This window comes from Streptococcus sp. HMSC062B01 (assembly GCF_001811085.1).
Taxonomy (GTDB): domain Bacteria; phylum Bacillota; class Bacilli; order Lactobacillales; family Streptococcaceae; genus Streptococcus; species Streptococcus gordonii.
In genome coordinates this window covers 30,426-53,414 of sequence record NZ_KZ672765.1, presented here as the reverse complement: position 1 = coordinate 53,414, position 22,989 = coordinate 30,426, and the positions used below count along the sequence as shown (strand labels likewise).

General features: G+C 38.0%; 27 protein-coding genes and 1 riboswitch. Of the genes, 2 read left to right on the top strand and 25 right to left on the bottom strand.

Going from position 1 to position 22,989, the window contains the following annotated elements:
* Positions 1-7 precede the first annotated feature (7 nt).
* The 25 genes from eutM (HMPREF2780_RS00655) to HMPREF2780_RS00535 all read right to left on the bottom strand — a co-directional run bounded on the left by eutM (HMPREF2780_RS00655) (position 8) and on the right by HMPREF2780_RS00535 (position 19,499).
* Positions 8-289, bottom strand: coding sequence for an ethanolamine utilization microcompartment protein EutM (gene eutM, locus HMPREF2780_RS00655; protein WP_061599033.1), 282 nt, complete (start codon positions 287-289; stop codon positions 8-10).
* Positions 290-315: 26 nt separating this feature from the next.
* Positions 316-588 (bottom strand): ethanolamine utilization microcompartment protein EutM, encoded by a 273-nt coding sequence (eutM, locus tag HMPREF2780_RS00650; protein ID WP_061599035.1) that lies wholly within the window; start codon positions 586-588, stop codon positions 316-318.
* Positions 589-681: 93 nt separating this feature from the next.
* Complete coding sequence (locus HMPREF2780_RS00645; protein ID WP_061599037.1) at positions 682-1,374, bottom strand: phosphate propanoyltransferase; 693 nt, start codon at positions 1,372-1,374, stop codon at positions 682-684.
* A 9-nt stretch (positions 1,375-1,383) separates the two neighbouring features.
* Positions 1,384-3,033: an acetaldehyde dehydrogenase (acetylating) gene (locus tag HMPREF2780_RS00640; RefSeq protein ID WP_061599039.1), complete on the bottom strand. Its 1,650-nt coding sequence runs from the start codon at positions 3,031-3,033 to the stop codon at positions 1,384-1,386.
* Positions 3,034-3,047: 14 nt separating this feature from the next.
* Complete coding sequence (locus HMPREF2780_RS11870) at positions 3,048-3,683, bottom strand: BMC domain-containing protein (RefSeq protein WP_061599041.1); 636 nt, start codon at positions 3,681-3,683, stop codon at positions 3,048-3,050.
* A 9-nt stretch (positions 3,684-3,692) separates the two neighbouring features.
* The gene (locus HMPREF2780_RS00630) at positions 3,693-4,325 is read right to left on the bottom strand and encodes a cupin domain-containing protein (protein ID WP_061599043.1); all 633 of its coding nucleotides are present in this window, start codon (positions 4,323-4,325) and stop codon (positions 3,693-3,695) included.
* Between the two features lie 15 nt (positions 4,326-4,340).
* A complete protein-coding gene (locus HMPREF2780_RS00625; protein ID WP_061599045.1) occupies positions 4,341-4,637 on the bottom strand; it encodes a EutN/CcmL family microcompartment protein in 297 nt (98 codons plus the stop codon).
* An 11-nt stretch (positions 4,638-4,648) separates the two neighbouring features.
* Complete coding sequence (eutJ, locus tag HMPREF2780_RS00620; protein WP_061599047.1) at positions 4,649-5,491, bottom strand: ethanolamine utilization protein EutJ; 843 nt, start codon at positions 5,489-5,491, stop codon at positions 4,649-4,651.
* 4 nt (positions 5,492-5,495) lie between these two features.
* On the bottom strand, positions 5,496-6,098 hold the full coding sequence (locus HMPREF2780_RS00615; protein ID WP_061599049.1) for a hypothetical protein: 603 nt from the start codon (positions 6,096-6,098) through the stop codon (positions 5,496-5,498).
* A gap of 61 nt (positions 6,099-6,159) precedes the next feature.
* The gene (locus HMPREF2780_RS00610; RefSeq protein ID WP_061599051.1) at positions 6,160-7,308 is read right to left on the bottom strand and encodes a 1-propanol dehydrogenase PduQ; all 1,149 of its coding nucleotides are present in this window, start codon (positions 7,306-7,308) and stop codon (positions 6,160-6,162) included.
* Entirely contained in the window at positions 7,305-7,751 is a 447-nt protein-coding gene (locus HMPREF2780_RS00605; protein WP_081106048.1) for a EutP/PduV family microcompartment system protein, read from the bottom strand. The genes HMPREF2780_RS00610 and HMPREF2780_RS00605 overlap by 4 nt, the downstream gene beginning before the upstream one ends.
* Positions 7,748-8,098, bottom strand: a complete 351-nt coding sequence (locus HMPREF2780_RS00600; protein ID WP_061599053.1) for a BMC domain-containing protein — start codon at positions 8,096-8,098, stop codon at positions 7,748-7,750. The genes HMPREF2780_RS00605 and HMPREF2780_RS00600 overlap by 4 nt, the downstream gene beginning before the upstream one ends.
* Before the next feature lie 20 nt (positions 8,099-8,118).
* Positions 8,119-9,105: a choline TMA-lyase-activating enzyme gene (gene cutD, locus HMPREF2780_RS00595; protein ID WP_105025960.1), complete on the bottom strand. Its 987-nt coding sequence runs from the start codon at positions 9,103-9,105 to the stop codon at positions 8,119-8,121.
* 71 nt (positions 9,106-9,176) lie between these two features.
* The gene (gene cutC, locus HMPREF2780_RS00590; protein WP_061598646.1) at positions 9,177-11,723 is read right to left on the bottom strand and encodes a choline trimethylamine-lyase; all 2,547 of its coding nucleotides are present in this window, start codon (positions 11,721-11,723) and stop codon (positions 9,177-9,179) included.
* Between the two features lie 49 nt (positions 11,724-11,772).
* Positions 11,773-13,128: an aldehyde dehydrogenase family protein gene (locus HMPREF2780_RS00585; protein WP_105025959.1), complete on the bottom strand. Its 1,356-nt coding sequence runs from the start codon at positions 13,126-13,128 to the stop codon at positions 11,773-11,775.
* Positions 13,129-13,143: 15 nt separating this feature from the next.
* Positions 13,144-13,452: a BMC domain-containing protein gene (locus HMPREF2780_RS00580; protein WP_061598643.1), complete on the bottom strand. Its 309-nt coding sequence runs from the start codon at positions 13,450-13,452 to the stop codon at positions 13,144-13,146.
* 11 nt (positions 13,453-13,463) lie between these two features.
* Entirely contained in the window at positions 13,464-13,763 is a 300-nt protein-coding gene (locus tag HMPREF2780_RS00575) for a BMC domain-containing protein (protein ID WP_061598641.1), read from the bottom strand.
* Positions 13,764-13,781: 18 nt separating this feature from the next.
* Complete coding sequence (locus HMPREF2780_RS00570; RefSeq protein ID WP_061598639.1) at positions 13,782-14,054, bottom strand: hypothetical protein; 273 nt, start codon at positions 14,052-14,054, stop codon at positions 13,782-13,784.
* The gene (locus HMPREF2780_RS00565; RefSeq protein ID WP_061598636.1) at positions 14,055-15,083 is read right to left on the bottom strand and encodes a DMT family transporter; all 1,029 of its coding nucleotides are present in this window, start codon (positions 15,081-15,083) and stop codon (positions 14,055-14,057) included.
* Between the two features lie 27 nt (positions 15,084-15,110).
* Positions 15,111-15,392 (bottom strand): ethanolamine utilization microcompartment protein EutM, encoded by a 282-nt coding sequence (gene eutM, locus HMPREF2780_RS00560; RefSeq protein WP_061598634.1) that lies wholly within the window; start codon positions 15,390-15,392, stop codon positions 15,111-15,113.
* A 574-nt stretch (positions 15,393-15,966) separates the two neighbouring features.
* Positions 15,967-16,836 (bottom strand): MerR family transcriptional regulator, encoded by an 870-nt coding sequence (locus tag HMPREF2780_RS00555; RefSeq protein WP_061598632.1) that lies wholly within the window; start codon positions 16,834-16,836, stop codon positions 15,967-15,969.
* A 216-nt stretch (positions 16,837-17,052) separates the two neighbouring features.
* A complete protein-coding gene (locus HMPREF2780_RS00550; RefSeq protein WP_061598630.1) occupies positions 17,053-17,361 on the bottom strand; it encodes an MGMT family protein in 309 nt (102 codons plus the stop codon).
* 96 nt (positions 17,362-17,457) lie between these two features.
* A complete protein-coding gene (locus tag HMPREF2780_RS00545) occupies positions 17,458-18,108 on the bottom strand; it encodes a phosphatase PAP2 family protein (RefSeq protein WP_061598628.1) in 651 nt (216 codons plus the stop codon).
* On the bottom strand, positions 18,098-18,655 hold the full coding sequence (locus HMPREF2780_RS00540) for an ECF transporter S component (RefSeq protein WP_061585578.1): 558 nt from the start codon (positions 18,653-18,655) through the stop codon (positions 18,098-18,100). The genes HMPREF2780_RS00545 and HMPREF2780_RS00540 overlap by 11 nt, the downstream gene beginning before the upstream one ends.
* Positions 18,656-18,786: 131 nt before the next feature.
* A riboswitch (FMN riboswitch) is annotated at positions 18,787-18,937 on the bottom strand.
* Positions 18,938-18,992: 55 nt separating this feature from the next.
* Positions 18,993-19,499 (bottom strand): tRNA (cytidine(34)-2'-O)-methyltransferase, encoded by a 507-nt coding sequence (locus tag HMPREF2780_RS00535; protein WP_061598626.1) that lies wholly within the window; start codon positions 19,497-19,499, stop codon positions 18,993-18,995.
* A 360-nt stretch (positions 19,500-19,859) separates the two neighbouring features.
* On the opposite strand from HMPREF2780_RS00535, the gene trkA reads away from it, so the two are divergent.
* Both trkA and HMPREF2780_RS00525 read left to right on the top strand, forming a co-directional pair.
* Positions 19,860-21,209 (top strand): Trk system potassium transporter TrkA, encoded by a 1,350-nt coding sequence (gene trkA, locus HMPREF2780_RS00530; RefSeq protein WP_061598624.1) that lies wholly within the window; start codon positions 19,860-19,862, stop codon positions 21,207-21,209.
* 4 nt (positions 21,210-21,213) lie between these two features.
* Positions 21,214-22,656, top strand: coding sequence for a TrkH family potassium uptake protein (locus HMPREF2780_RS00525; protein WP_061598622.1), 1,443 nt, complete (start codon positions 21,214-21,216; stop codon positions 22,654-22,656).
* Positions 22,657-22,989 lie beyond the last annotated feature (333 nt).

The following is a 22,989-nucleotide window of genomic DNA, read 5'->3' as shown; positions in this document are numbered from 1 at the left end:
CCCAAATTTATTTTTGATTAGGTAAAATCGATTCCACTTCGGTATGTGGACGTGGGATAACGTGAACTGAAATCAATTCTCCCACACGTTGTGCTGCAGCTGCTCCTGCATCTGTCGCCGCCTTCACGGCGCCAACATCTCCACGAACTAAAACAGTTACTAATCCACCGCCAACATGTTCTTTACCTATCAAGGTAACGTTAGCTGCTTTTACCATTGCATCTGCTGCTTCTATTGAACCAACCAATCCTTTGGTTTCAATCATTCCTAATGCTTCTGAAGTACTCATATCTAGATCCTTTCTATGCTATATCTTTATTGAGGTAAAATAGTTTCAACCTCAGCGTGAGGACGTGGGATAACGTGAACTGAAATCAATTCTCCCACACGTTGTGCTGCAGCTGCTCCTGCATCTGTCGCCGCCTTCACGGCGCCAACATCTCCACGAACTAAAACAGTTACTAATCCACCGCCAACATGTTCTTTACCTATCAAGGTAACGTTAGCTGCTTTTACCATTGCATCTGCTGCTTCTATTGAACCAACCAATCCTTTGGTTTCAATCATTCCTAATGCTTCTGAAGCCATTATATTCCTCCTTATTTTAAACCATTGTAAAAAGTTATGAAATGAATCTTGCACAATCTTCTAGATTCCGCAGAATCATTTTAATGAAGCCAATTATTTAATTATTTTCAAACGAGAGTCTCCATTAATCCCCAAAGCATTTGCTTCTTCGGTATCTAAATGGCACTCTAGAGTAAAGGATTTATCTACACGAATACTTACATTATGTATAACCCCACCTCTTTCTCCAGGAATTTCTAAGGACACATCCTGGTTATTCCTGACATCTAGACGAATTGCATCATAAGGATCCATGTGAATATGTCTCTTGGCAACAATGCAACCTGAATTCAACTGAACAGATCCAGCTGGACCAATCAAGGTACAACCAGGTGTTCCAGACAAATCCCCCGATAATCGAAGAGGTGCCCGAATTCCAAGTTTAAAACAATCCGTTGTCGTTAATTCAACTTGCGTTTGATTTCTAACAGGACCTAAGACCCGCACTCTCTCAACAACGCCTTTTGGACCCGCTAGAATAAGGCATTCCTTGTATGCAAACTGCCCTTTTTGTGATAAAGGTTTTAGTTCAGAAAAGTTATAACCTTTCCCAAATAATATATCTGCATCTGCTTGTGATAGATGAACATGGTGATTTGAGACACCCAACGGAATATTAAACTTTGGATCGCATTTGACAACAGGTTTCTCTATCGATTCTTCCTCCTTTATCTCCGTATGAAGCGCTTCTTTTCCACCTAAATGTTCTACAGCCATGTAAAACAAGTCTTCTAAGTCTTCACTCATAAGCGCCTCCTATTTTTGTTTTAAGCTTGATAAAATTTCCCTTACGATTGCCTCATTGTGTTCGTCATCCGTCAACACCGTTGTAGTAGAGCTTGATTCACAAATATCTTTCCCATTTTTACTTTCAAATGAAGCCTGAATTTCTTGAGGAGTCAAGTTCAAAAAATCTTTTGATGAAACACCAGCTACTTTGTTTTTTATAGAAGCTGAGCTTACTGCATCCACACTATTAGGACGATTGCTTACAGCTACCTTAGGCAAAGTATGGAAATAAGAATCTTCTTCAACTAATTTTGTAACATCCTTTATACCGTATGCTACTGTCTTCACATTGATGAGATGTTCAGGGGTTAGATTATCTGATACAGAACTTCCTCCATCCGTTCCACATCCCAATGTAAAGGCAATCGGTAAGCCTGTAGAGATTCCTGTCCCCCCTTGGCTACCACCTGTGTTAATCAGGATTCGAGAGGCAGGTTTACTAGAGAATTTAAAGATTATATCAGGATTACTTGTATGAAGACTCATTGTATGTCCGATACCATTCTGCAACAATCGGATGCTTAAAGCACAAGCTTCTTCCCAATTTTTCACGACATAAAAGCCTAAAACTGTAGTCAGTTTTTCAAAAGAAAGTGGATTCCCTTCGCCCACGCCTGATTGAGGACCGATCAAAATCTTGGTTCCGTCCGGAACTGAAATCCCTGCAGCATCTGCAATAACTTTAGCAGGCTGACCAACAAATTTAGGACTCATAGCAGGGTGACCATTAGAAACAGCTCTGAAGAGTAAGGAACAAACCTTGTCCGTTTCTTCTTTGGTCATCATATAGCATCCCTGCTTGACTAGCTCTGCAATGACTGCTTCTTTATTTGACTCTTCACAAATCAGAGCCTGTTCTGATGCACAGATAGTGCCGTTATCAAATGTTTTAGAGGCAATAATATTAGAAACAGCTTTTTGTACATCAGCAGTTCTCTCGATATAAGCAGGAGAATTTCCAGCTCCTACACCAATAGCAGGTTTACCACTGCTGTAGGCAGCTTTTACCATACCTGGCCCACCCGTTGCAATAATCACTGCTATATCGGGAGATTTCATAAGTTCATTAGTAGCCCCCATTGTTGGATTCATAACACATCCAACAATATGCTCAGGGGCACCTGCTTCCACAGCCGCTTTTAAAATCATTTCAGCCGCTGCAAAACTACAACGCTTTGCAGATGGATGGGGGGCAAAGACAATTGCATTTCGAGACTTAATGGCAATTAAAGCTTTATAAATAATAGTTGAAGTAGGATTTGTAGATGGCGTGATTCCCAGAAGCAATCCCATAGGTTCTGCAACTTTAAAAATTTTTCTTGATTCATCAAAGCTTAAGATGCCTGATGTCTTATAATCTTTAATTTCATCATAAAGCAAGGTTGAGGCTGCATAATTCTTATATGCTTTATCATTGAGCTTTCCAAAACCTGTTTCTTCAACGGCCATATCAGCCAAATAATATGCATTTGCTTCAATAGTCTTTACAATATTTTTTAAAATGAGGTCAATTTGTTCATCCGAATAGGACGCAATCTTTTCGGCTGCAACCTTTCCATTTCTAACCAAGTCACGTGCTTCTTGAATTGAACAAAGATCCACATCAATAGTTGTCATGCATTTACTCCTTTCTATTGATCTTTACTTTGATTTCGTTTTTCAAAATCATCTAACAAGATTCCTACCATTTGTTTTTTGGTTAAACCAATAGTATCCATTGCTGTCGAGTCATTATTTTTTAGTTTAGAGATTTCGTCTCGCAATTCAGCAGCTTTTAATTTCAAAAGTTTTCGTTTATAGTCTGGAAGCGTCAGTTTTTCTTTTACCTCACTTCTAACTTGCTGGGGTTGATTTGGTTTGACAACTTCTATTTTTTCTGAAAGAATCTCCTTTGCTTGGTCAACTTTAATATCTTGTTGAACTGGCTCAGTTACAACCACAATTTCTTCTAATTCCCTTTGACTTTTGATTTCCTCATCGCTTTCCTTCTTAATCTCTGATGAGTAAAAAGAATCGATTTGTAAATCCGGCCGTGGAATAACATGAGAAGCGTATAGTGATTGTTCACCTAGGGCTCGGACTGCCGTAGCAGCCGCTTCAACAGCAGTCTTTACCGCTCCCACATCGCCAGCAATGCTGACCAAGACAAGGCCACCTCTGACCTTTTCTTTCTTCAAGAGGGTTACATTTGCTGTTTTGAGCATGACATCAGCCGCTTCAATGGCACCAATTAAACCAAAAGTTTCAATCATTCCTAATGCTTTCATAAGAAACTCCTACATTAAATCTGGCCAGTTTGACGGGAAAGTCGTGTAGAAAACTCTTGCTTTATCTGGAGATCCCCAAACGACACTTGAACCAGAAGGTACAAAGAGGACATCACCTTCTCTTGCAACATAAGTCTGGCCGTCAATCTGAACGGAAAGGGTGCCTGAAATGACATAATCAATTTCTTCATATGGTAAATCCCAGGCAAAGGTTGAATGATCAATGGTAAGGAAACCTGCGCTCATTTTTGACTCATCCTTATGAACTAACTCCTGATACTCGACCCTTGCTTTTGGATTCCCAGTATCAAATTTATCTAAGCGAATAGTTTGGCCCTTGACAACTTTCAATCCATTACCATGCTTCACACAACGATAAGGTAATGGAGCCTCAACCTCTTTTGCGTTATCAACTGATAACATCTTTTTTAATAAGCAGAGTATTTCATCGCCTGTGATACTTTGATCATTTGCTTGATTAGATGAATCACAATGGTTGCAACACTCTTTTAATTCAATGTCCCGTTTCTTAGCTTCATCCCTTGCAGCAGGTGTTATGATTGTTCTTGCCTCAATATAACATACTGACTGCCCATTTTCGGAACACTCAATAATATCTTTGGCTGTAATTAATTTCGACATTTGTTCCCTCCTCCTTTAAGAGAATCTCTGAACTTCTCCATTTTGTCTTTTTACTTCATCATAATTTTCGTCAATGATACCAACAATTGCTGCATCTACTGGCATTGCATCATCTTCCATCATCCTTCTAGCTGCAGAGCCAGTAACGACAATTACTCGATCCCCAATTCCAGCACCAATCCTATCAACAACGACTAATAACTCACCAGACCTCAATCCACCTTTTACTTCTGCTAGTAGGAATTTTTCGCCATTCAAGGCTTCTGATTTCCTCGTAGCCCAGATTGTGTCCACTAATTCTGCAACTATCATGCAATTCCTTTCTAGTAGGAAACTTTATCCGTACAATTCATTGCAATTCCAATCGGAGTAACAAACAAAGGATTCAATGGTTTAACCGTTTTAATGGCTGTCTCTTTTTCAATAATTTCCTCAATTCCAGTCAGACAACTAGTTCCACCTACTAAATAAATCCTTTCTAAATCAAACCCAGCAATATTTCTTTTTATGATAGAGGCTATCTTTTCTACCACTGGTTTTAAAACTCCCATCAGCTCTCTATGATGACTAGGGTCCATTTTATATTTGTTTGCTTCTTCGTAGGACATCTTGTAGGCTCCCGAAACGACTAGGGTAAAGTGAGCACCACCTGTTGGTTCATCCACAGATTTAATCACTTCGCCATTTTTTACAATTGAAATACCAGTTGTACCACCACCAATATCAACAATTGCACCGTCCTTTAAGCCAACAATTGTATTTGCAGCTGTTGGTTCATCTAAGATTGCTGTTAACTCAAAACCTGCACTTTGGATCACATGTTTGATGGCTCCTCCATCCAACAAATCTGTTCCTGGAGGAATTGCTGCAGAAGCAAAGATTAGTTTCGTTTCTAGGTCTTTTTCCAATTTTTCTTTCATCTCACGAACCAGTTGAACAGCTCCTAGATAGTCAACCACCATACCATCTCGAACAACAGATGCTGGACGATGTGCTCCTGCTACAATATTCCTATTTTGATCTGTAACGACTAAAACGATATAAGCGGTCCCTAGGTCGACTCCAGTATAATAAGGACCTTTCCCTTTTTTTACTGGACTTTTCTCAGCCTTTTCGAAATCTTCCACATATTGATCACAAGATTTAAGCAAGTTATTTCTAGTCATACATTCATCTCTCTTCCTTACCAAGGTAATAAGAAATCAAATTTCCTAATCGCGATAAAGTTTTAGCAAGTCGCGTTTCATCTGAGCACTTATTTCTTTGAATGAAGGCTAACAAACTGAAGTAAATAGGATACAACTTCAGTAAAATTTCACCCTTTTGAGTCTTAATGAATAGACCTACATTGGATAGTTGTCCTATCAACAGGTTCGATTCTATCTCGTCTTCTTCAAAAAATCTTGAAGAAGAGAGGTTTTCAGAACCAAATCCATCAGCCAGATATCTTTCAATCAATGTCAATTCTTCTGTAATTGGTAGATCTACATTAGACAAGGCTTGTGCCGCTGATAAAATTTCACAACGAATAGCGAGAAGCTCTAAGTCCTCTACTTGATTGGATAGAGAGGAATCTTTAGGTTGACCTCTACTACCGCCATTACAGGTCCAACTTCCTTTTCTTGATTGATTATTATCAATAATCTTTACTTTTCTATCCGATAAAAAGGTTCTGGCTCCAGGAGTTAGCCTTTCGTCGCTATGAATTGTAAAAACTTCGAAGGGAATGTCACGATATGCTATTCTTAAATCATTTTCTGTTAAATATTTCATAACATCTTCTTCCAATCGAATTTTATATAGAAGTGTAAGTAGGATAATGTTTAAATTGTCTTCAGACTCTTACACCGTTTGCCAGTAAATGATAAATCATTTCCAAATCATCTTTTGATACTTTTCTTGGATTAGCTGGCGTACAAGCATCAGCCAATGCTCGCTCTGCCATTTCAGGAATGCGACTTATAAATGCTTCCTTTTCAATGCCTAGACTTTCCAGACCAGCAGTAATTCCAAACTGATTAGACAAGATTTTAATCCCTTCGATTAATTTCTCTACGCCTTCTTTATTGTCCCTAAATTCAAACTTCAACAATCGAGCAATTTCAGCGTATCGACTCGTAGCTTGAGAAGCTGTTTGTTCTGACAAATAAGAGTTAAAGGCGATAACATAGGGCAATAGTACCGTATTAATCCGTCCATGAGGTGAATGGAAGAATGCACCAATAGCATGAGATAAACTATGGCAAATTCCTAAGCCAGCATTATTGAATGCAATTCCCGCAAGAGAGGAAGCATTATGCATTTTCTCTCTGGCTCTTTGATTGCTCCCCTCTTTGAAAGCTAAGGGTAAGTTTTCCCAAGCTAAAGATATTGCTTTTTCTGCACATGCATCAGAGAAATCACTCGCACCATCTGCTACATAAGCTTCAAAACAATGGGTCAATACATCCATACCTGAATCCGCTGTCACAGCTGGAGGCACGCTCATTGTAAAAGTTGCATCTAATATTGCAATATCAGGAACTAATGACGAATCTACCAAGGCATATTTTTCATTTTTCAATAAATCAGAAATCACTGCGAAGGAAGTAATCTCACTTCCCGAACCACTTGTTGTAGGAATAGCTATTAAGACTGGTTTTTCTACATTTTCTAACTCAGTATAAGTCAACATAATCGCCTTAGAGGAATCCATAGCAGAACCTCCTCCCAAAGCAATCAAGGCATCCGGTTTAAATGTCCGAATTTCAGAAATACATTTTGCTATACTCTCAACAGTTGGGTTGGGAACAACTCCTGAAAAAGTTTTTGTTTCAACTAGTTGATCATCTAATATATCTAAAACGTGGTGAACCATTCCACTTTGAACCATATATGGATCACATATGAGATAGGCTCTCTTTATTGATAATTTGGCGAGTTCACTGATTGCCTTCTCACCAAAAATAAAGCGTGGCCCAACATTGAACTCTTGTATCTTCATGAACTACCTTCTTTACTTAATTTAATTTTTTGTAAAAACTCTTGACACTGTACATGATTTTTAAGATCTAAGAAAATTAAGTCATCTACACTTGCTCTTTCTAGCTCCAAACTTCCATTAGATAACCGGTTCCTCTCAGCAACTCCTTCAATTAGAACTACTCCCAGAGTCGGTATTCTAAAAGCATTTGCAAAGTTCGGAGAATAACTATTTCCCGGAACTTTAGCAGAATATAGCATGAGAACACAATCCGCATTCTGCTGGATAGCAATTATATGCTTTTTCATTCCAGGACTTCGCAAATAAGAACTGGGTATCAAAATTGTCTCATCATAGTACATGACCGAAGGTCTGAAGGTCAAAGTTTCTTTATTCTCCAGAAAACAAAGAATTTTTTTATTTTCTTCATCATCTGGGCCAATGAGTAAAATTCTTTTTTTCATGATTTTGTTAATGGAACAGTTGAAAATCCTAACGTATCTTTAAAATATCTCAAAACCTGATCTAGGGATGTTTCAACACTTTGGATATCCCCATTAAACATGACCGAGCCTGTAAATCGATCAACAAAACAAATATCCACATCAGCCGCCTTACCAGCGATGTCTGCTGCGATTATCGCAGTTTCATTGGGGGTCAGCGACAAGATGCCGATAGCTCCGACATGACCGACTCCCAAGCTGTCATAAACTGCCGCAATCGGGGCAGCGACAACATGGGCCAAGGTTATTTGCTTCCCAGGTACGGACTCTTGGATAATACGATTATTTTTTCCAAGTTCTTCAATCAATGCCCTTTCCTCCAACAAACTCAATGTTTCACTACTGTTACTGGAAAATCAGCTGCCAAGATATATTTTTCAATCCGATCTAAATCATACTGACTCAGTGAGGGATCGCCCTTAATTTCATAATCCATACCTAATTGATAGTACTTGTTAACTCCTAATTTATGATAGGGTAATAAATCAATTCCTTTAAAGTTTGGAAAATTTTTATAAGGACTTAGAAAATTTACAATCGCTTGTATTTCTTCCTCACTATCATTAATATCTTTGAGCATTGGCATCCTAACTTTTACATTATAGCCGCCCTCCATCACAGTTTTGAAATTCGTCAAGATTCTTTCGTTTCCAACTCCCGTTAATTCATTATGGCGTTTAGAATTCATATGTTTTAGGTCAAAGAGAAATAAATCTGTGTACTCTGCGACCTTCATCACAACTATATTCGGAACATGACCTGCAGTTTCAACGGCTGTATTTAGCCCATCCTGTTTACAGGCTTGTAATAATGCTAGGGCGCCTTCACCTTGAGCCAGGCATTCGCCTCCTGATAAGGTTACTCCTCCGCCAGACATTTCATAAAACGCATCGTCTTCGTGTATAATTTCCATCAATTCAGATACCGTTTTTGATTCTCCTGCGATGGTTAAGGCCCCTTCGGGACAACCTTTTATATCCTCAACATTAGGATGTTTTTTATCAAACTTTTTGATATCTATTGGATGATCTCTGTCTTCATAATCATAAGGAATTTTATCTTTTGTTTTATATTTAAAACAAATTTCTCCTAGTGGACAAGTTTTTGCGCAAGCATTATAGGGTTTACATAAAGTTTCTTTGTACATAATGTTTGTACTAAATTCTAGACCTTCTGGATTGGCGCACCATTTACAACGCATCGGGCATCCTTTAAAGAACACTATCGTGCGAATTCCAGGACCATCATATAGATTGTATTTTTGTACATTAAAAACATTAATGCGAGTTTCATGTAATTTTTTTACCACTTCCACAATCTTCTCCTAACGATTGTTGTAGTAGTTTTCACTCGTATGAAAACTACTACAACCTTCTAATTTTTAGATTATAATTGTGTCAATACTGTACGAGAAATAATTTCATCTTGAACATCTTTACACAATTCAACGAAGAATGCACTATAACCAGCTACACGTACAATCAAGTCACGGTATTTTTCTGGGTGTTTTTGAGCATCAATCAAGATAGCATTATCAAGATAGTTAAACTGCATTTCACCATTTCCTAGAATACTTGCTGTACGAAGCAAAGTAATCAAGCTATCTTCACCTTGAGGAGTATCTAGCAAACCAGCCATAATCTTGAAGTTATGAACAAGCCCAATGTTCATATTTTCATTGGCCATCTTAGATACTGACTTGATAATAGCAGTTGGGCCTTTTGTATCCATACCATGGTCTGGTGAAATACCATCTGATAAAGGCATCCACGCACGACGTCCAGAAGCAGATGCTCCCGTAATTTGTCCAAGCGGAGTGTTGTTTGAAATTGACAAGGTACCGTGACTCAAAATTGAATACAGGGTCTTGTATTTACGGTGCTCTTCTTCTGTAAATTCAATAATATCAGAAGTGAAGTAATCAACGTAGTCATCATCATTACCATATTTTGGAGCTGCCAAACAGTCTGCTTTCACTTGATCAAATCCTTCAAAGTCTGCTACTAAAGCCTTGTTTAGTTCTTCTAAGGTATACTTTTTATCTTCAAAAACAAGTTTCTTAATAGCTGCCATTGAGTCTGCATAGTTGGCCAATCCAGACCAAACTACACCAGGTCCAAAGTTATACATTGCACCTCCAGCCTTAACATCACGACCATGTTCCATTGTTCCTTCGTACATAATTGACATGAGTGGAACTGGTGCCAACTCTCTTTGAACACGTTGTGATATAACAGTCATTACAGACGTCCATTTTGTGACGTACTTAATGGTTTCTTTGACCGCGTGTTCAAATTCCTCGAAGGTCTTATATTGATCAAGAGGTCCCATATCTGGTGTGACTGGTTTACCATACCACAGTGGTATACCGTGATTCAAGGTTGTTTCAATTAAGATTGGCCACTGGGTATAGGCCGTAGACGTCCATTGATACAGACGACCAGATTTTTGTGGTTCCACACAGCCCATCAAACAGTAATCACGTGCATCTTCCATAGATACGCCTTTAGCCAGCATCATCTTGATGTGAGTATCATCAAAGTGACAAGCTGGGAAACCAATTCCCGCACGAACAACATCCACAATCTTCTTCAAGTATTTACGAGGAGATTTATTATTGATACGAGCTGCCAAAGTTGGTTGATAAACCTTAACATGGCGAATAGCATCCATCAATAAGTAGGTGAGGTCATTTGTAGCATCGCGTCCTTCACGAGTTACACCACCAACACACATATTTACAAATGGTTGATAACCTGCAAAGAATTGAGATGAGCCTTCAGAAGTTAGCCACATCATTTCTGACATCTTAATGAACATACTACCAGCCAATTCGAAAGCTTGATAGTCATTCATACGGCCAGATTCTTTATCTTTCTTATAAAACGGATACATATATTGGTCAACACGTCCAATAGAAAGACCTGTTTGGTTTTCTTCACAAAGCAGTAAATGTTGAATGGTAACAACATATTGCATTGCTTCCCAGAAAGTTTCTGGCTTGTTGGCTGGAACATTAGCATTAACCTTAGAAATCATTTCCAATTCAGCTTTCCGTTTTGGATTAGTTTCTTTAGCTGCTAATTGAGCCGCATATTCAGACATACGTTTAGCATAGATCATAACACCTTCCGCTGTCAGAATACGAGCTTTATAGAAATAAATCTTTTCCAAGTCGTCTGGATTAGCATAATCCAATTCTTTCAAGCAAGCTTCTGCTTCTGCTTTGATATCAAGCATCCCTTTTTTCATACCTACTACATCATAACCTGGATTAGAGTCTCCCCCTCCTGATTGAGCATGGTAAGAACAATCTGATACAAAAGATTCACCTGATAATTCCCAAGCTCCTGCTTCACGATATTGAGATTCGCAGGCTTCATCAACTGATTTTCCTTTCCAATAAGGGAAAATTTCATCGCGTAAGATTCGTTTATTTTCTTCTGACAAGAAGTACGGGTCTTGAGGACGAGTTGATACAGTATCAATTTCATCGCGAAGCCAACGCCATGAAATATCTGGCGAGAAAGCTCCCCATCGAGCCCCACCGTTTGGAGCACCGACAAGCAACTCATTATCTTGAATTACTAGAGGAGCAATTTTACAAAATTCCTTAAAGGCAGTTCCTCTCAGAATTGCTTTTGGCATCCCTTCATTTTCTTTAGAAATCTTAGTAAGATTAATCGCGCGGATCAATGAGATTGTAGGAGTTGCCTTTAAATATTGATCTTTCAAAGCTTGTAGACGGGGAGTAATACCATCAGGTATATCAACACCCTCAGACGCAACATATTGTGCTCCTGATACAACCACATCTGGCTTAGTAATATCTTCCGATACACTCTGGAAAATTTTCACCAATGAAGCCCGATCTTCAGCACTTAACTTTTTAGTAGCTTCTTCTAATTTAGCGGTAAATTCATTCATATCCATTTTGGAATTTCCTTTCTTTTACGGAATCATCAGGAAAGATACAAAATACTTACTGATCAACTTTAAATCCAACCTGACGTCTATATGTCCAATGTTTTGGTGTGATATTCTCTGATGTATACCCTCTACCAGTAGTAATGCCACCTAGTATCAAAGAGGTAGGCAAATGTGACATAACTCCTGTTGCCACACAAGCAGTAGGTGAATTAACTACCATACGTCCTACTTCTTTTACTAGAGCAAATTCTCTTATGACTTCCCAATCTTTCGAATGGATGGTCAAAGTATGCCCCATTTTCAATTCTGATAACAAGCTCATACATTTATGACAAGCCATTTTCCAATCTGGCTCAAGGTACACAATCATGATTGGACAAAGTAATTTTTGATTGAAAAAATCTTCATGATTAATATAGTCTTGTAAAGATACTAGTACTCTAGTTGTATCAGGCACTTCAAAACCTGACATGCTTGCTAACCATTTGGCAGACTGTCCAGCGAAATGGCATAAAGTATTATTTTTCGATTTCTCTAGAAAACCAATTAATTGTGTACATTCTGTTTCATTTAGAATGTAGGCTCCTTCTTGAACGAGTGCCTCTCGAATTTCTTGCTCAATAATATTTTCAGTTACAAGAAACTGCTCAGAACCAGGTAAAATCCCATTATCAAAGCTCCTAGAATGAATGATGTCTTTCACTGCTTTGTTAATATCAGCAGAACGTTCAATAAAAACTGGACCCGACCCCTCACCACCATAAATGGTAGGAATCGTTGTTTTAAAGTTTTTATTAATATATTCTGGACAACCAATATTAATAATTAGCGATGCCTTATCACTATCATACAATTCCAAGATACTTGAATCGCTAGTTGCTTCAATAATCCCTATCCCACCCTGAGGATAGCCAGCTTGTTCAGCCAATAAAAGTAGCTGCTTGAAAATATCAATCACTGCAGGTTTATTTCGCTTATTAGCAACAACAACCAAAGAGTTTCCTGATTTAATTGTTAAAAGAATAATATTCACCAATAATGTAAAGGTCGGATTGGGAGGAAGCAAAACAGCCACTACCCCTAGAGGAACTCCAATTTCAATGGTTTGTTTAGCAACATCTCCTTCAAGAATACCAATATAATTTTCCTTTTGAATCTTCTCTTTAAACCGATTTAGAAAATGATGAAATAGAAAAACTTCGTCAGCTTCTAAACCATAATCATTTCTTGCAATATATTCTGAAATCAGTTTATCTGCTTCTTGTTCAATTTTCTCTATAAATTTTTCACCATAGACATTTAACTCGTTTTGTTCAAGATACTGTAATTGGAGAAAAGACATTTGAGCATTTAGAAGTAGATTTCTCATTTCTTGAATTGAATCTAAATCTTTGTCAATATATCTCATTTACATTTCACTTTCTTATTCATCCGGTAGCAGAACAGATAAGGAATAACGATCAATTATTTTTCTCAAATCTTCGTGAGGTCCTGGAATAACTACATGACTGTAGACTTCTGCACCCATGTTTTCAACAGCCTTTACACCAGCATCAACTGCTGTTTTGCAGGCTGCTGTTTCACCTTGAACGATAACAGAAATATAACCTGAAGCGGTGTTTTCATAGCCAATAACTTCAACATCTGAAGCTTTTACCATAGCATCTGCTGCTTCTAGTACATATACAAGACCAAACGTTTCAATAGCACCAATGGCTTGATATCTTTCCATGAAACTCTCCTTTATCCATTATCAATATCATGCACTGAAACTATATCCCCAACAGAAGGGATTGGTCGAGGCATAACATTATGTGAAGTTAATTTACCAATAGCTGCAGCTGCCTTGGCGCCAGCTTCTACAGATGCCTCTACTGCAGCTACATCTCCAACAACCATAATTGTAACTAAAGTCGATCCGACATTTTCGTAAGAAACTAGTTTGACATTACTTGCTTTTAACATCTTATCGCAAGCTTCTAGTGCTGGGACTAGACCCACAGTTTCTACTAGCCCTAAGGCTTGCCCACCGTGATATCTCATACTGCTTACTCCTTTTCCTTATTTTGAAATATATTTTTGAACAGCTCGTCTACCATCATCATTAATTTTATAGCGAATACTTAGATCCCCATTAGAATTCAAGTCGTATCCTGTCTGAACGAGATAACCATTGCATTCTAAGGACATCAAATGTTCTAAAAACGAAGACACAGTAAATTGTTTTTCTTGTCCATAAATAGATTTTAGAGCATCCATAACTTGATAGACGTCTGCCTCATCCACTGTATTCATGAAATTTAATACAGCGGTTCTAGCTGGTAAAGTCGCCATTTACGCCTCCTTTTTTCTTAAAAAATCCAATGGATTCGTTGTAACTACGATTGCACCCAAAATAATAACAATTGATCCAACTATAATAGTCGTTGTCACAGCTTGTCCCAAGAAGAGGATACTTAATAGAACTCCCCAGAATGCATAAGTAATATTAAGCGACATACCGATAGCTGTTCCTACCATTGCATTTGACCGGTACCATTCCATATAGGAAAATCCAACTAAAGTTCCTGAAATAACCAATAATAATAGCAAGAATGGTGATGATATTGTTCCGACAAATAATCCAGTAGCACCAATTAATGGAACAATAATAATCATTTGAATTAGTCCGGAAACAAGCTGTCTTAAAGTAACTGTAACTTCCGAATCCAGCATAGCTCCACCAAATGCTGATATTGTTCCTTCTAATCCCCAACAGATTGCGGCAATAAATGCAAGGATGATACCTAAAGTGAAGTTGGGTGCACTATCTGGCTTCACTAAATTTATAATGACAGCTCCTATTACACACATCAACATACCTGCAATAACACGTAAATTCAATTTTTGTTTTAAAAAGATTGCAGAGAAAAGTGCTCCAAACGCGGCTGTTGTAGCTGAGATAGGGATAGCAAAGGCACCCGCCAGGTAAAGTCCTATCAAATAAGCACCATTGGCAACGGGACCACCAAGAATATAGCCCAATAGCATAATCTTGCCTGGTTTCGTAGCCAAGGTACGACTAAGTTCCTTGAATTTCCCATTTCTAATAACATTTAAAAGTAAAACACAGCCACCCAGTAAATCATTGAGAGCCCCCATTACAAATGGAGCTGCCAAAATTCCTACTGCAGATTTAATCGGATCAAATCCTTGCAAAATCATAATGACAAAGGAATACAATCCATAGAATAAACCTGAAACAATTCCACTTCGGATACCAGCAATATGAAAAGCCTTAGTCGTCTCCATCATTTTTTGCTGAGCATCCGTTCTACTAGTAGTTTGGGAAGCATTTACGATATTTTGACTAACTTGTTCCATATATTATTACCTCTTCTCATCTTAGGCCTATACCTTGTCATTTGGTAAAATTGCTTCAACTTCTGTATGAGGGCGTGGAATAACGTGCACAGAAATCAATTCACCAACTCTTTGGGCAGCTGCAGCACCAGCATCAGTTGCAGCTTTAACAGCTCCCACATCACCACGAACTAAAACTGTTACAAGTCCACCTCCAACATGTTCTTTCCCGATTAAAGTCACATTCGCCGCTTTAACCATTGCATCAGCCGCCTCAATAGAACCGACTAAACCTTTAGTTTCAATCATTCCCAATGCTTCGGAATTCATGCCACTACCTCCTTTTATATATTAATTTTTAATTATGACAATATAAAAATTCATTATTTCACAAACCGTCTAAAATACTAATCTAGCTATATTGTAAACCCTTACATAAGGTTAAAGTCAATCGTTTTTTCAATAAATTATAAAATAAAAAAATATTGTGATTTAATTCGCAATATATCAGGCACTACATCATTTTTTTTATAATGAATTAGCGAACGTTTTATATTAAAGTGTATATACAATTTAATATAAGAACTCTATTTAGCGCATTATTTCCAAAAATTAAATTTTCAAGATTACCCTAAGGGTAAAGTTTTTAATGATATTTTATACAAAAAAATTGATCGTCTATTTTTTAGTGGGAAAGAAACTTTCTTTAAATTGTTGTTATTTCAGGACCTCAATTCTCTTATAGATTCTATTAAATATTCAAAAAATTTTATAAGAATTCTAGATTGCAAGAAATTTAGATGTTCAACCAGTTTCGCTCTCAAAATTAAACCGTCTCGCTCGGCATCCACATTTTTAGACCACAACAAAAAGCAACTACTTCATAGGTAGTTGCTTTTATAGATTAAAATCGTTTCAACTCATCATTTTTTACAATAGGAATAATGACTTCTGTTACAAATTCATCAACTTTTTGTGTAACCCAATAATCAATTACATGTCTCTCGTAAGACTCATTTTTCAATGACAAACCTTTATCCTCAGCATACTGCAAAAGCTCTTGGTAAGTTTCAGAAATCCTATCCAAAGAACCAATATGATAGGCTCCAAGTGCAAAGAAACCACCAAACGAATAGATGCAATCGCTCTCTGGAAAACAATGTTGCATAATTGTCACAGAGTCTATTTTCCCCAACATCTTTTGACGATAAGAATCATACTTTAAAATGACCGGCCCAGAAACTTCTAAACTTTTTTCTTCTAAAAATTTGATCCAATCCAGATTTATAATAGCCTCTTTATAATTATAATCAAAATCTTGCTTGATTTGACAAAAATGTTTCTCCTCGTCATAATATTTCAAACTAATGGTTGAATTTTTCTTTGAAGGATATGCACTAAATTGGCTTTGAAGGCAAAGTTCACCCTCAACAATTAGTTTCATCCAATCGTCTACTGAAGACATTGAAACTAATAGCTTTTCTCTTTCAAGCATTATTTCATCTTTTCTTTGCTCTAAATAATGATAATGATTTGCACAACTTGCCTCAGAAATCAGTTCTTTTATTCTCTTTAAATCCAAGCCAATTTGCCTGTAATATTTTATGACTGGAACCAACAACAAAGTCTCTCTGTCATAATATCTATATCCACTTCCGTCAGAAACTTTCTTTGGAACAATCAAACCCAAGCTCTCATAATACCGCAAGGTCTTGGTGGATACTCCGCTAATACTCGCCGCTCTCCCAATTGAAAATAAACTCTCTGCTACCATTCAAATACCTCTAGAGCAATTGCTCTTTTCTTTAAGCAATGGAAACTACTGTTTTAACCACTTTGAATTTATATTACCGATTAGTACTTCATTTATTGGAAAGTTTGAACTTGTATATTAAATATATCACATTAAATTTAACATGCCAAGTGCTTTTTACATTTTAAAAATTATCAAGTATTGAAAAACAAATACAAAACTTCCTCCATTTATTACTTATTTCTCCCACAAATAGACTTTCAAATCCACACAGCCATTAGCCTTCAAGTCCACTCCCTCCGCCCAGAGCAAGTGCCTCTGATCTTCCCAGCCAGGTGCGAGGCGCCCTGCTGCATTGACTACCCGATGGCAAGGATGTATACCGCCATAAAGTTCCGATTGACTGAGAATCTTTCCCACCAAGCGGGCATTTTTTGGTCGACCAATTAAACGAGCAAGCTGGCCATAGGTCGCCACGCGCCCAGAGGGAATACTATCTACTAATGCTAAAACAGCATCAACGAGTTCTTGATCTAAAAGAGACATTCTGACCTCCTAATCTTGTTTGCTCCTATCTTAAAGAAAGGGATTTTCTTTGTCAAGACAAAAAGGCCAGCTTTGCTGGCCTTTCCTTATATAGACTTATTTTTGCTTCCCTTTGAAACGCCATTGAAAACGTAATTTATCATAAAAGGGAAATTCGATATTGAGAATGGCAAAGCCCATCAAAGCTCCTCCGATTACATCTGTCGGATAGTGCACGCCCAGATAGACTCTGGAGGCCATAACAGTGAAAATATAGAGTAGGAGCAAAGCTTGTACCAAGCGCTTAATATGCTGGTTCTGAACCCGTTGCTGAATAATTATAATCAAGGTCCCAAGTACAATGGCTGTCGCCATGGCATGCCCGCTCGGGAAAGAATAACCTCCTTCTTCAACCAGATGTGTAATAGAGGGCCTGTTTCTTTGGTAAACAAATTTGATCAACTTGATTAAAATTCCATGTAAGACCAGATTTCCTGCTAGCAAGGCAGCCTCCAGCTTCCATTTTCTATACAGGAAAAATAGGACAAGAGCCGAAACCCAGATGATAATCCCCATCGGATCAATCGCACTGGTTACAAGTTTGAAAAAAGTTGTCAAAGCTACAGGTAAATCTCCCCGCAACCAGGTCTGAATCGGGGTATCAAAATTAGTTAGCTGGTCAGGATAAAACTTGACCATATAACCGAGTATAACGAAAAGTAAAAGGGCAAAAGTGCCCTTTGTTAGATAAGATTGTTTATTTTTCATAGCGTTTTAGAACAGGCTGTAAAAGTGTGTAAATTAGCCAAAAGACAACAGCCCAGATCACTCCTTCTAATAGATTAAAAGGGACAATCATAGTCAGCAGATACTTGGACATACCATATGTTTTATTAATATCAAAATTAGCAAATCTCGCAAAGAGTGGAACTGCATAAATGATATTTAAAACGATCATAGTGACGGTTAGACCAAGCGTTGCCACCAGAGAGGCCTTCGCATAGTCAGACAAGCTCTTCCTCTTTTTCCATAAGAGTGCAAAAGCAGAAACAAATACAGCTACCGCCAATATATTCATGGGGAGACCGATAAGAGTGCCTATACCATGATTATTCAAAGCTAGCTTTAAGGCCGAGCGAATCAAGAGTACTGCCATTGAGCTTTTGAAATCCAAGACCACCAAAGCCAGTAAAATCGGAATGATTGAAAAATCCAACTTTAAGAACTCGGTTATCAAAGGAATCTCATAAAGCATGAGTAGAAATGAAAGTGCAGATAAAACTGCTACAATCGCCAATTTACGAGTATTTGTCATCACAGGTTCCTCCAATTTATAAAAATTAGAGAAGCTGGAAAGGCTACCGAAAAAAGCTTGTCAGCTAATGATTATTTAGTATAAGGCTCAGCCCTTAAATAAAGATTAAATGGCAAAATAAATTCAATGCCCTTCGTCTTCTCCCATCCAGACTATACTGTCGGTTGTGGAATCTCACCACATCAGCTTACGCTCGCGGACTTGATTTGGCATTGAGGAAAAAGCATTTCCAGTCCAAAAATTACCGCCGGTCGGGAATTACACCCTGCCCTGAAGACTCTTTTATGATACCAAAAAGAACCTGCAATAGCAAGTTCCTTGTTTGATGTAATACAAATTATTTCAGCTTATCCGCTTCATATTCATGTACCAGTTCAAGGCCAGCAAAATTCTGCTGACGCAGGGCCTCGTAAACAATCATGCAGACTGTATTTGAAACATTAAGGCTTCTGACATGCTGATCATTCATGGGAATACGTAGAGCTTTTTCTGGGTGCTGACGCATGAATTCTTCTGGCAGGCCTTTGTCTTCACGACCAAACATAAAATAATGTTTGCCCTCCTTGGAAAAATCCTCTTCAGAATAGACCTTTTCAGCAAACTTTGAAACCAAGTAGAGCTGGCCATCCATTTTTTCCATAAAGTCTTCCAGACTCTCATAATAGCTAATATCCAGCTTATCCCAATAATCCAGGCCTGCTCGCTTCATCTTACGGTCATCAATAGGGAAGCCCATAGGCTTTATAATATGTAAGGGAGCATTTGTTGCTGCACAAGTCCGAGCTATATTCCCAGTATTTTGTGGAATTTGAGGTTCAAATAGTACAATGTGATTTTCTAACATCTTTCTCTTTTCCTAGTCGTCATTTGTATAAAAAAATAGCCACACTGCCCGGAGTCAAGCTCAGCAAACAGCGTGGTTAAAGCTTCATTAACTTACATCACAACAGGTTTGAGGTAAATCAATGATAGCACTTTTCTAGTATATCATTTTCCTTTGACATGTCAACTTAAAGAGCTTGAAAATGAACGATTTTTTTATTTTTTCTAAATTATATAAAAAGAGAGCTTTAATTTCTCGAACAAATGGAGGAACAACTAGAAAAAATCCTCTCTTATTCCAGGAAAAACCACTACATTGAAGCAAAGAGATGAAATTTTTTGCAAAATAGAGTATGATAGATACATATCTCGGAGGTATAAGATGAAGATTATTCTTGTTGGTGGTGGTAAAGTTGGAAGCGCCCTTTGCCGCTCGCTTGTTGCTGAGAATCATGATGTGGTTCTTATCGAGCAGGATGAGGCTGTTCTCAACCACTTGACCAAACGTTACGATATTATTGGTATTCTAGGAAATGGAGCCAACTTTAAAGTTTTAGAGCAAGCAAGTATTGAATCTTGCGATATTTTTATCTCTATGACTGAACACGACGAAGTCAATATGGTTTCCGCAGTTTTAGCAAAGAAAATGGGAGCTAAAGAAACTGTTGTCCGCGTCCGCAATCCTGAATATTCCAATCCTTTCTTTAAGGAAAAAAATATTCTTGGCTTCTCTTTAGTTGTCAATCCTGAACAATTGGCTGCACGCTCAATTGCTAATATCATTGACTTCCCTAACGCCCTATCTTTTGAGCATTTTGCCAATGGACGTGTGGCCTTAATGGAGTTCAAGGTAAAGGACAATAGTCCCTTGTGTCAGACAACTATTTCTGACTTCCGGAAACAATATGGAAATGTCATTATCTGCGCTATTGAACGGAATAATGAACTGACTATTCCTGATGGAGATGTCAGGATCCAGGCAAACGATAAGATCTTCATGACTGGAAATCGATCAGAAATTATGGCTTTCCACCATTACATCCGCCCACGTGTTATCAAGAGCCTGCTGATTATCGGGGCAGGTAAAATCGCCTACTATCTTTTAAACATTCTGAAAGATAGTAAAATTGATCTTAAAGTCTTAGAAATTAATCGTCAAAGAGCTGAATGGTTCAGTCAGGAATTTCCTGATATTTACGTTGTTCATGGTGACGGTACTGCCAAAGATATTCTTTTAGAAGAAAGTGCGCCAAATTATGATGCTGTTGCTACTCTTACAGGTGTCGATGAAGAAAATATTATTGCGTCTATGTTCCTAAACAGCATCGGTGTTCAAAAAAATATTACAAAAATCAATCGAACTAGTCTGCTAGAAATTATTGATAGTCAAGATTTTGCTAGTATCGTTACACCAAAAGGAATTGCTGTAGATACCATTATGCACTTTATCCGCGGTCGCTACAATGCACAATTCTCTAGCTTAGAAGCCTTGCACCATGTTGCAAATGGTCGCATTGAAACTCTGCAATTCCAGATTAAAGAAGAGAATAAGATGACAAATCGACCTTTGTCTCAGCTGAAACTGAAAAAAGGAGTTCTTTTGGCGGCTATCATTCGTCAAGGAAAAGCCATCTTCCCAACTGGTGACGATCAAATTAAGGCTGGAGACAAAATACTTGTCACAACTTTATTGCAAAACATCACCAAAATTTATGACTTGTTAGAGGAGTAATCAGATGAATAAATCCATGATTCGTTATCTCCTCTCTAAGTTGTTACTGATTGAGGCCTGCCTGCTTTTAGTGCCAGTTGTCATAGCTGTCATCTACCAGGAGACAGCTAAAGTCTTTCTATCTTTGGGTCTTACAATTGGCATTTTACTAATTTTAGGTGGAGTTGGTATTTTCTTTAAACCCAAAGATGCTCACATCTACGCTAAGGAAGGCGTCTTGATTGTTGCACTCTGTTGGATTCTTTGGTCCTTCTTCGGAGCCCTACCTTTTGTCTTCTCTGGACAAATTCCAAATATTATTGATGCTTTCTTTGAAGTTAGCTCAGGATTTACTACAACTGGTGCCACTATTCTCAATGATGTTGGTGTTCTCTCCCACTCTCTGCTTTTCTGGCGTAGTTTTACCCACTTAATTGGTGGTATGGGAGTGTTGGTCTTTGCCTTAGCTATTATGGATAATGCTAAGAACGGCCACTTGGAAGTTATGAAGGCTGAAGTGCCAGGTCCTGTCTTTGGCAAGGTCGTCTCCAAACTTAAAGACACTGCCCAAATTCTCTACATCATCTACTTGGCCCTCTTTGCCATCTTTACTCTTCTTTATTTCCTAGCAGGAATGCCATTATTTGACAGCTTCATTATTGGTATGGGAACAGCTGGTACAGGTGGTTTTACCGTTTATAATGACGGAATTGCCCACTACAATAGTCCACTGATTACCTATCTGGTTAGCTTTGGAGTTTTGACTTTTGGGGTCAACTTTAACCTTTACTATTTCTTCCTGATCAGAAAATTCAAGGCTTTCTTTGCGGATGAAGAACTAAAAGGTTACTTGACAATCGTTGGGGTTTCTACTCTCCTCATCACCTTCAATATCCTCCATATTTTCCATGGGAATATTGCTGACAGCTTGGAAATGTCATTCTTCCAAGTCTCCAACACCATCACTACAACAGGTTTTGGTTTTGGAAACACTGTTGATTGGCCTCTCTTTTCACAGTTTATCCTCTTGCTTTTAATGTGTATCGGAGGGTCTGCAGGTTCTACCGCCGGAGGATTTAAAGTCATTCGTTGTATGATTTTGGCGAGGATTGCAAAAAATCAGATTCTATCAACCCTTTCTCCAAACCGGGTATTGACCTTACATGTCAACGGAAATGTACTAGATAAAGATACCCAGCACAAGGTCTTAAAGTACATGGTTGTCTATATGATGATTATTGCGGCACTTATTTTTATTGTTAGCTTTGATAATAACAATTTAATGACCGTTGTCAGTGGAGTACTAAGCTGTTTTAATAACATCGGACCGATGATCGGAACAACTGAGAGTTTTTCTATTTTCAGTCCCCTTTCTAAATTCCTTTTATCCTTGGCTATGATTGCTGGACGCCTGGAAATCTATCCAATGCTCCTGCTCTTCCTGCCCAAAACTTGGTCTAGAAGATAGGATGCATTCAGGGAATACCGGTCTATCAAAAAAGTCTTACTAAATAATGTTAGCTCTCTCATTTCTGCAGTGGTTCAACAACTATAGACATGAGAGAGCTTTTTGATTGCAAAGAATAGGCCTGGTAAAACTATAATAAAAACAAATTCTCCATCATCATAAAGTTACCTAGAGGACCTAGACGAAGCTCCTACTCAAGAAAGGTTTCCCAACTTCGCCTATAAAAAACAGAGAGACTGGAGCCCTATACCCAGCCTCTCTATGTGACTTGTTATTTTGCATAATAAAGGCTCACTATTTTCTCTAGTGGTTAAAAGCACTAGAGAAAATAGT

What these genes read in the sequence shown, in the direction of transcription:
- HMPREF2780_RS00550 (WP_061598630.1), bottom strand. Translation starts at nt 17,361, where the DNA reads ATGTCTCTTTTAGATCAAGAACTCGTTGATGCTGTTTTAGCATTAGTA.
- HMPREF2780_RS00585 (WP_105025959.1), bottom strand. Translation starts at nt 13,128, where the DNA reads ATGAGATATATTGACAAAGATTTAGATTCAATTCAAGAAATGAGAAAT.
- HMPREF2780_RS00580 (WP_061598643.1), bottom strand. Translation starts at nt 13,452, where the DNA reads ATGGAAAGATATCAAGCCATTGGTGCTATTGAAACGTTTGGTCTTGTA.
- eutM (WP_061599033.1), bottom strand. Translation starts at nt 289, where the DNA reads ATGAGTACTTCAGAAGCATTAGGAATGATTGAAACCAAAGGATTGGTT.
- HMPREF2780_RS11870 (WP_061599041.1), bottom strand. Translation starts at nt 3,683, where the DNA reads ATGAAAGCATTAGGAATGATTGAAACTTTTGGTTTAATTGGTGCCATT.
- eutM (WP_061598634.1), bottom strand. Translation starts at nt 15,392, where the DNA reads ATGAATTCCGAAGCATTGGGAATGATTGAAACTAAAGGTTTAGTCGGT.
- HMPREF2780_RS00575 (WP_061598641.1), bottom strand. Translation starts at nt 13,763, where the DNA reads ATGAGATATCACGGTGGGCAAGCCTTAGGGCTAGTAGAAACTGTGGGT.
- HMPREF2780_RS00540 (WP_061585578.1), bottom strand. Translation starts at nt 18,655, where the DNA reads ATGACAAATACTCGTAAATTGGCGATTGTAGCAGTTTTATCTGCACTT.
- HMPREF2780_RS00535 (WP_061598626.1), bottom strand. Translation starts at nt 19,499, where the DNA reads ATGTTAGAAAATCACATTGTACTATTTGAACCTCAAATTCCACAAAAT.
- HMPREF2780_RS00630 (WP_061599043.1), bottom strand. Translation starts at nt 4,325, where the DNA reads ATGTCGAAATTAATTACAGCCAAAGATATTATTGAGTGTTCCGAAAAT.
- cutC (WP_061598646.1), bottom strand. Translation starts at nt 11,723, where the DNA reads ATGGATATGAATGAATTTACCGCTAAATTAGAAGAAGCTACTAAAAAG.
- HMPREF2780_RS00605 (WP_081106048.1), bottom strand. Translation starts at nt 7,751, where the DNA reads ATGAAAAAAAGAATTTTACTCATTGGCCCAGATGATGAAGAAAATAAA.
- HMPREF2780_RS00610 (WP_061599051.1), bottom strand. Translation starts at nt 7,308, where the DNA reads ATGAAGATACAAGAGTTCAATGTTGGGCCACGCTTTATTTTTGGTGAG.
- HMPREF2780_RS00555 (WP_061598632.1), bottom strand. Translation starts at nt 16,836, where the DNA reads ATGGTAGCAGAGAGTTTATTTTCAATTGGGAGAGCGGCGAGTATTAGC.
- HMPREF2780_RS00615 (WP_061599049.1), bottom strand. Translation starts at nt 6,098, where the DNA reads ATGAAATATTTAACAGAAAATGATTTAAGAATAGCATATCGTGACATT.
- HMPREF2780_RS00525 (WP_061598622.1), top strand. Translation starts at nt 21,214, where the DNA reads ATGAATAAATCCATGATTCGTTATCTCCTCTCTAAGTTGTTACTGATT.
- HMPREF2780_RS00645 (WP_061599037.1), bottom strand. Translation starts at nt 1,374, where the DNA reads ATGAGTGAAGACTTAGAAGACTTGTTTTACATGGCTGTAGAACATTTA.
- eutJ (WP_061599047.1), bottom strand. Translation starts at nt 5,491, where the DNA reads ATGACTAGAAATAACTTGCTTAAATCTTGTGATCAATATGTGGAAGAT.
- trkA (WP_061598624.1), top strand. Translation starts at nt 19,860, where the DNA reads ATGAAGATTATTCTTGTTGGTGGTGGTAAAGTTGGAAGCGCCCTTTGC.
- HMPREF2780_RS00565 (WP_061598636.1), bottom strand. Translation starts at nt 15,083, where the DNA reads ATGGAACAAGTTAGTCAAAATATCGTAAATGCTTCCCAAACTACTAGT.
- eutM (WP_061599035.1), bottom strand. Translation starts at nt 588, where the DNA reads ATGGCTTCAGAAGCATTAGGAATGATTGAAACCAAAGGATTGGTTGGT.
- HMPREF2780_RS00625 (WP_061599045.1), bottom strand. Translation starts at nt 4,637, where the DNA reads ATGATAGTTGCAGAATTAGTGGACACAATCTGGGCTACGAGGAAATCA.
- HMPREF2780_RS00570 (WP_061598639.1), bottom strand. Translation starts at nt 14,054, where the DNA reads ATGGCGACTTTACCAGCTAGAACCGCTGTATTAAATTTCATGAATACA.
- HMPREF2780_RS00640 (WP_061599039.1), bottom strand. Translation starts at nt 3,033, where the DNA reads ATGACAACTATTGATGTGGATCTTTGTTCAATTCAAGAAGCACGTGAC.
- HMPREF2780_RS00545 (WP_061598628.1), bottom strand. Translation starts at nt 18,108, where the DNA reads ATGAAAAATAAACAATCTTATCTAACAAAGGGCACTTTTGCCCTTTTA.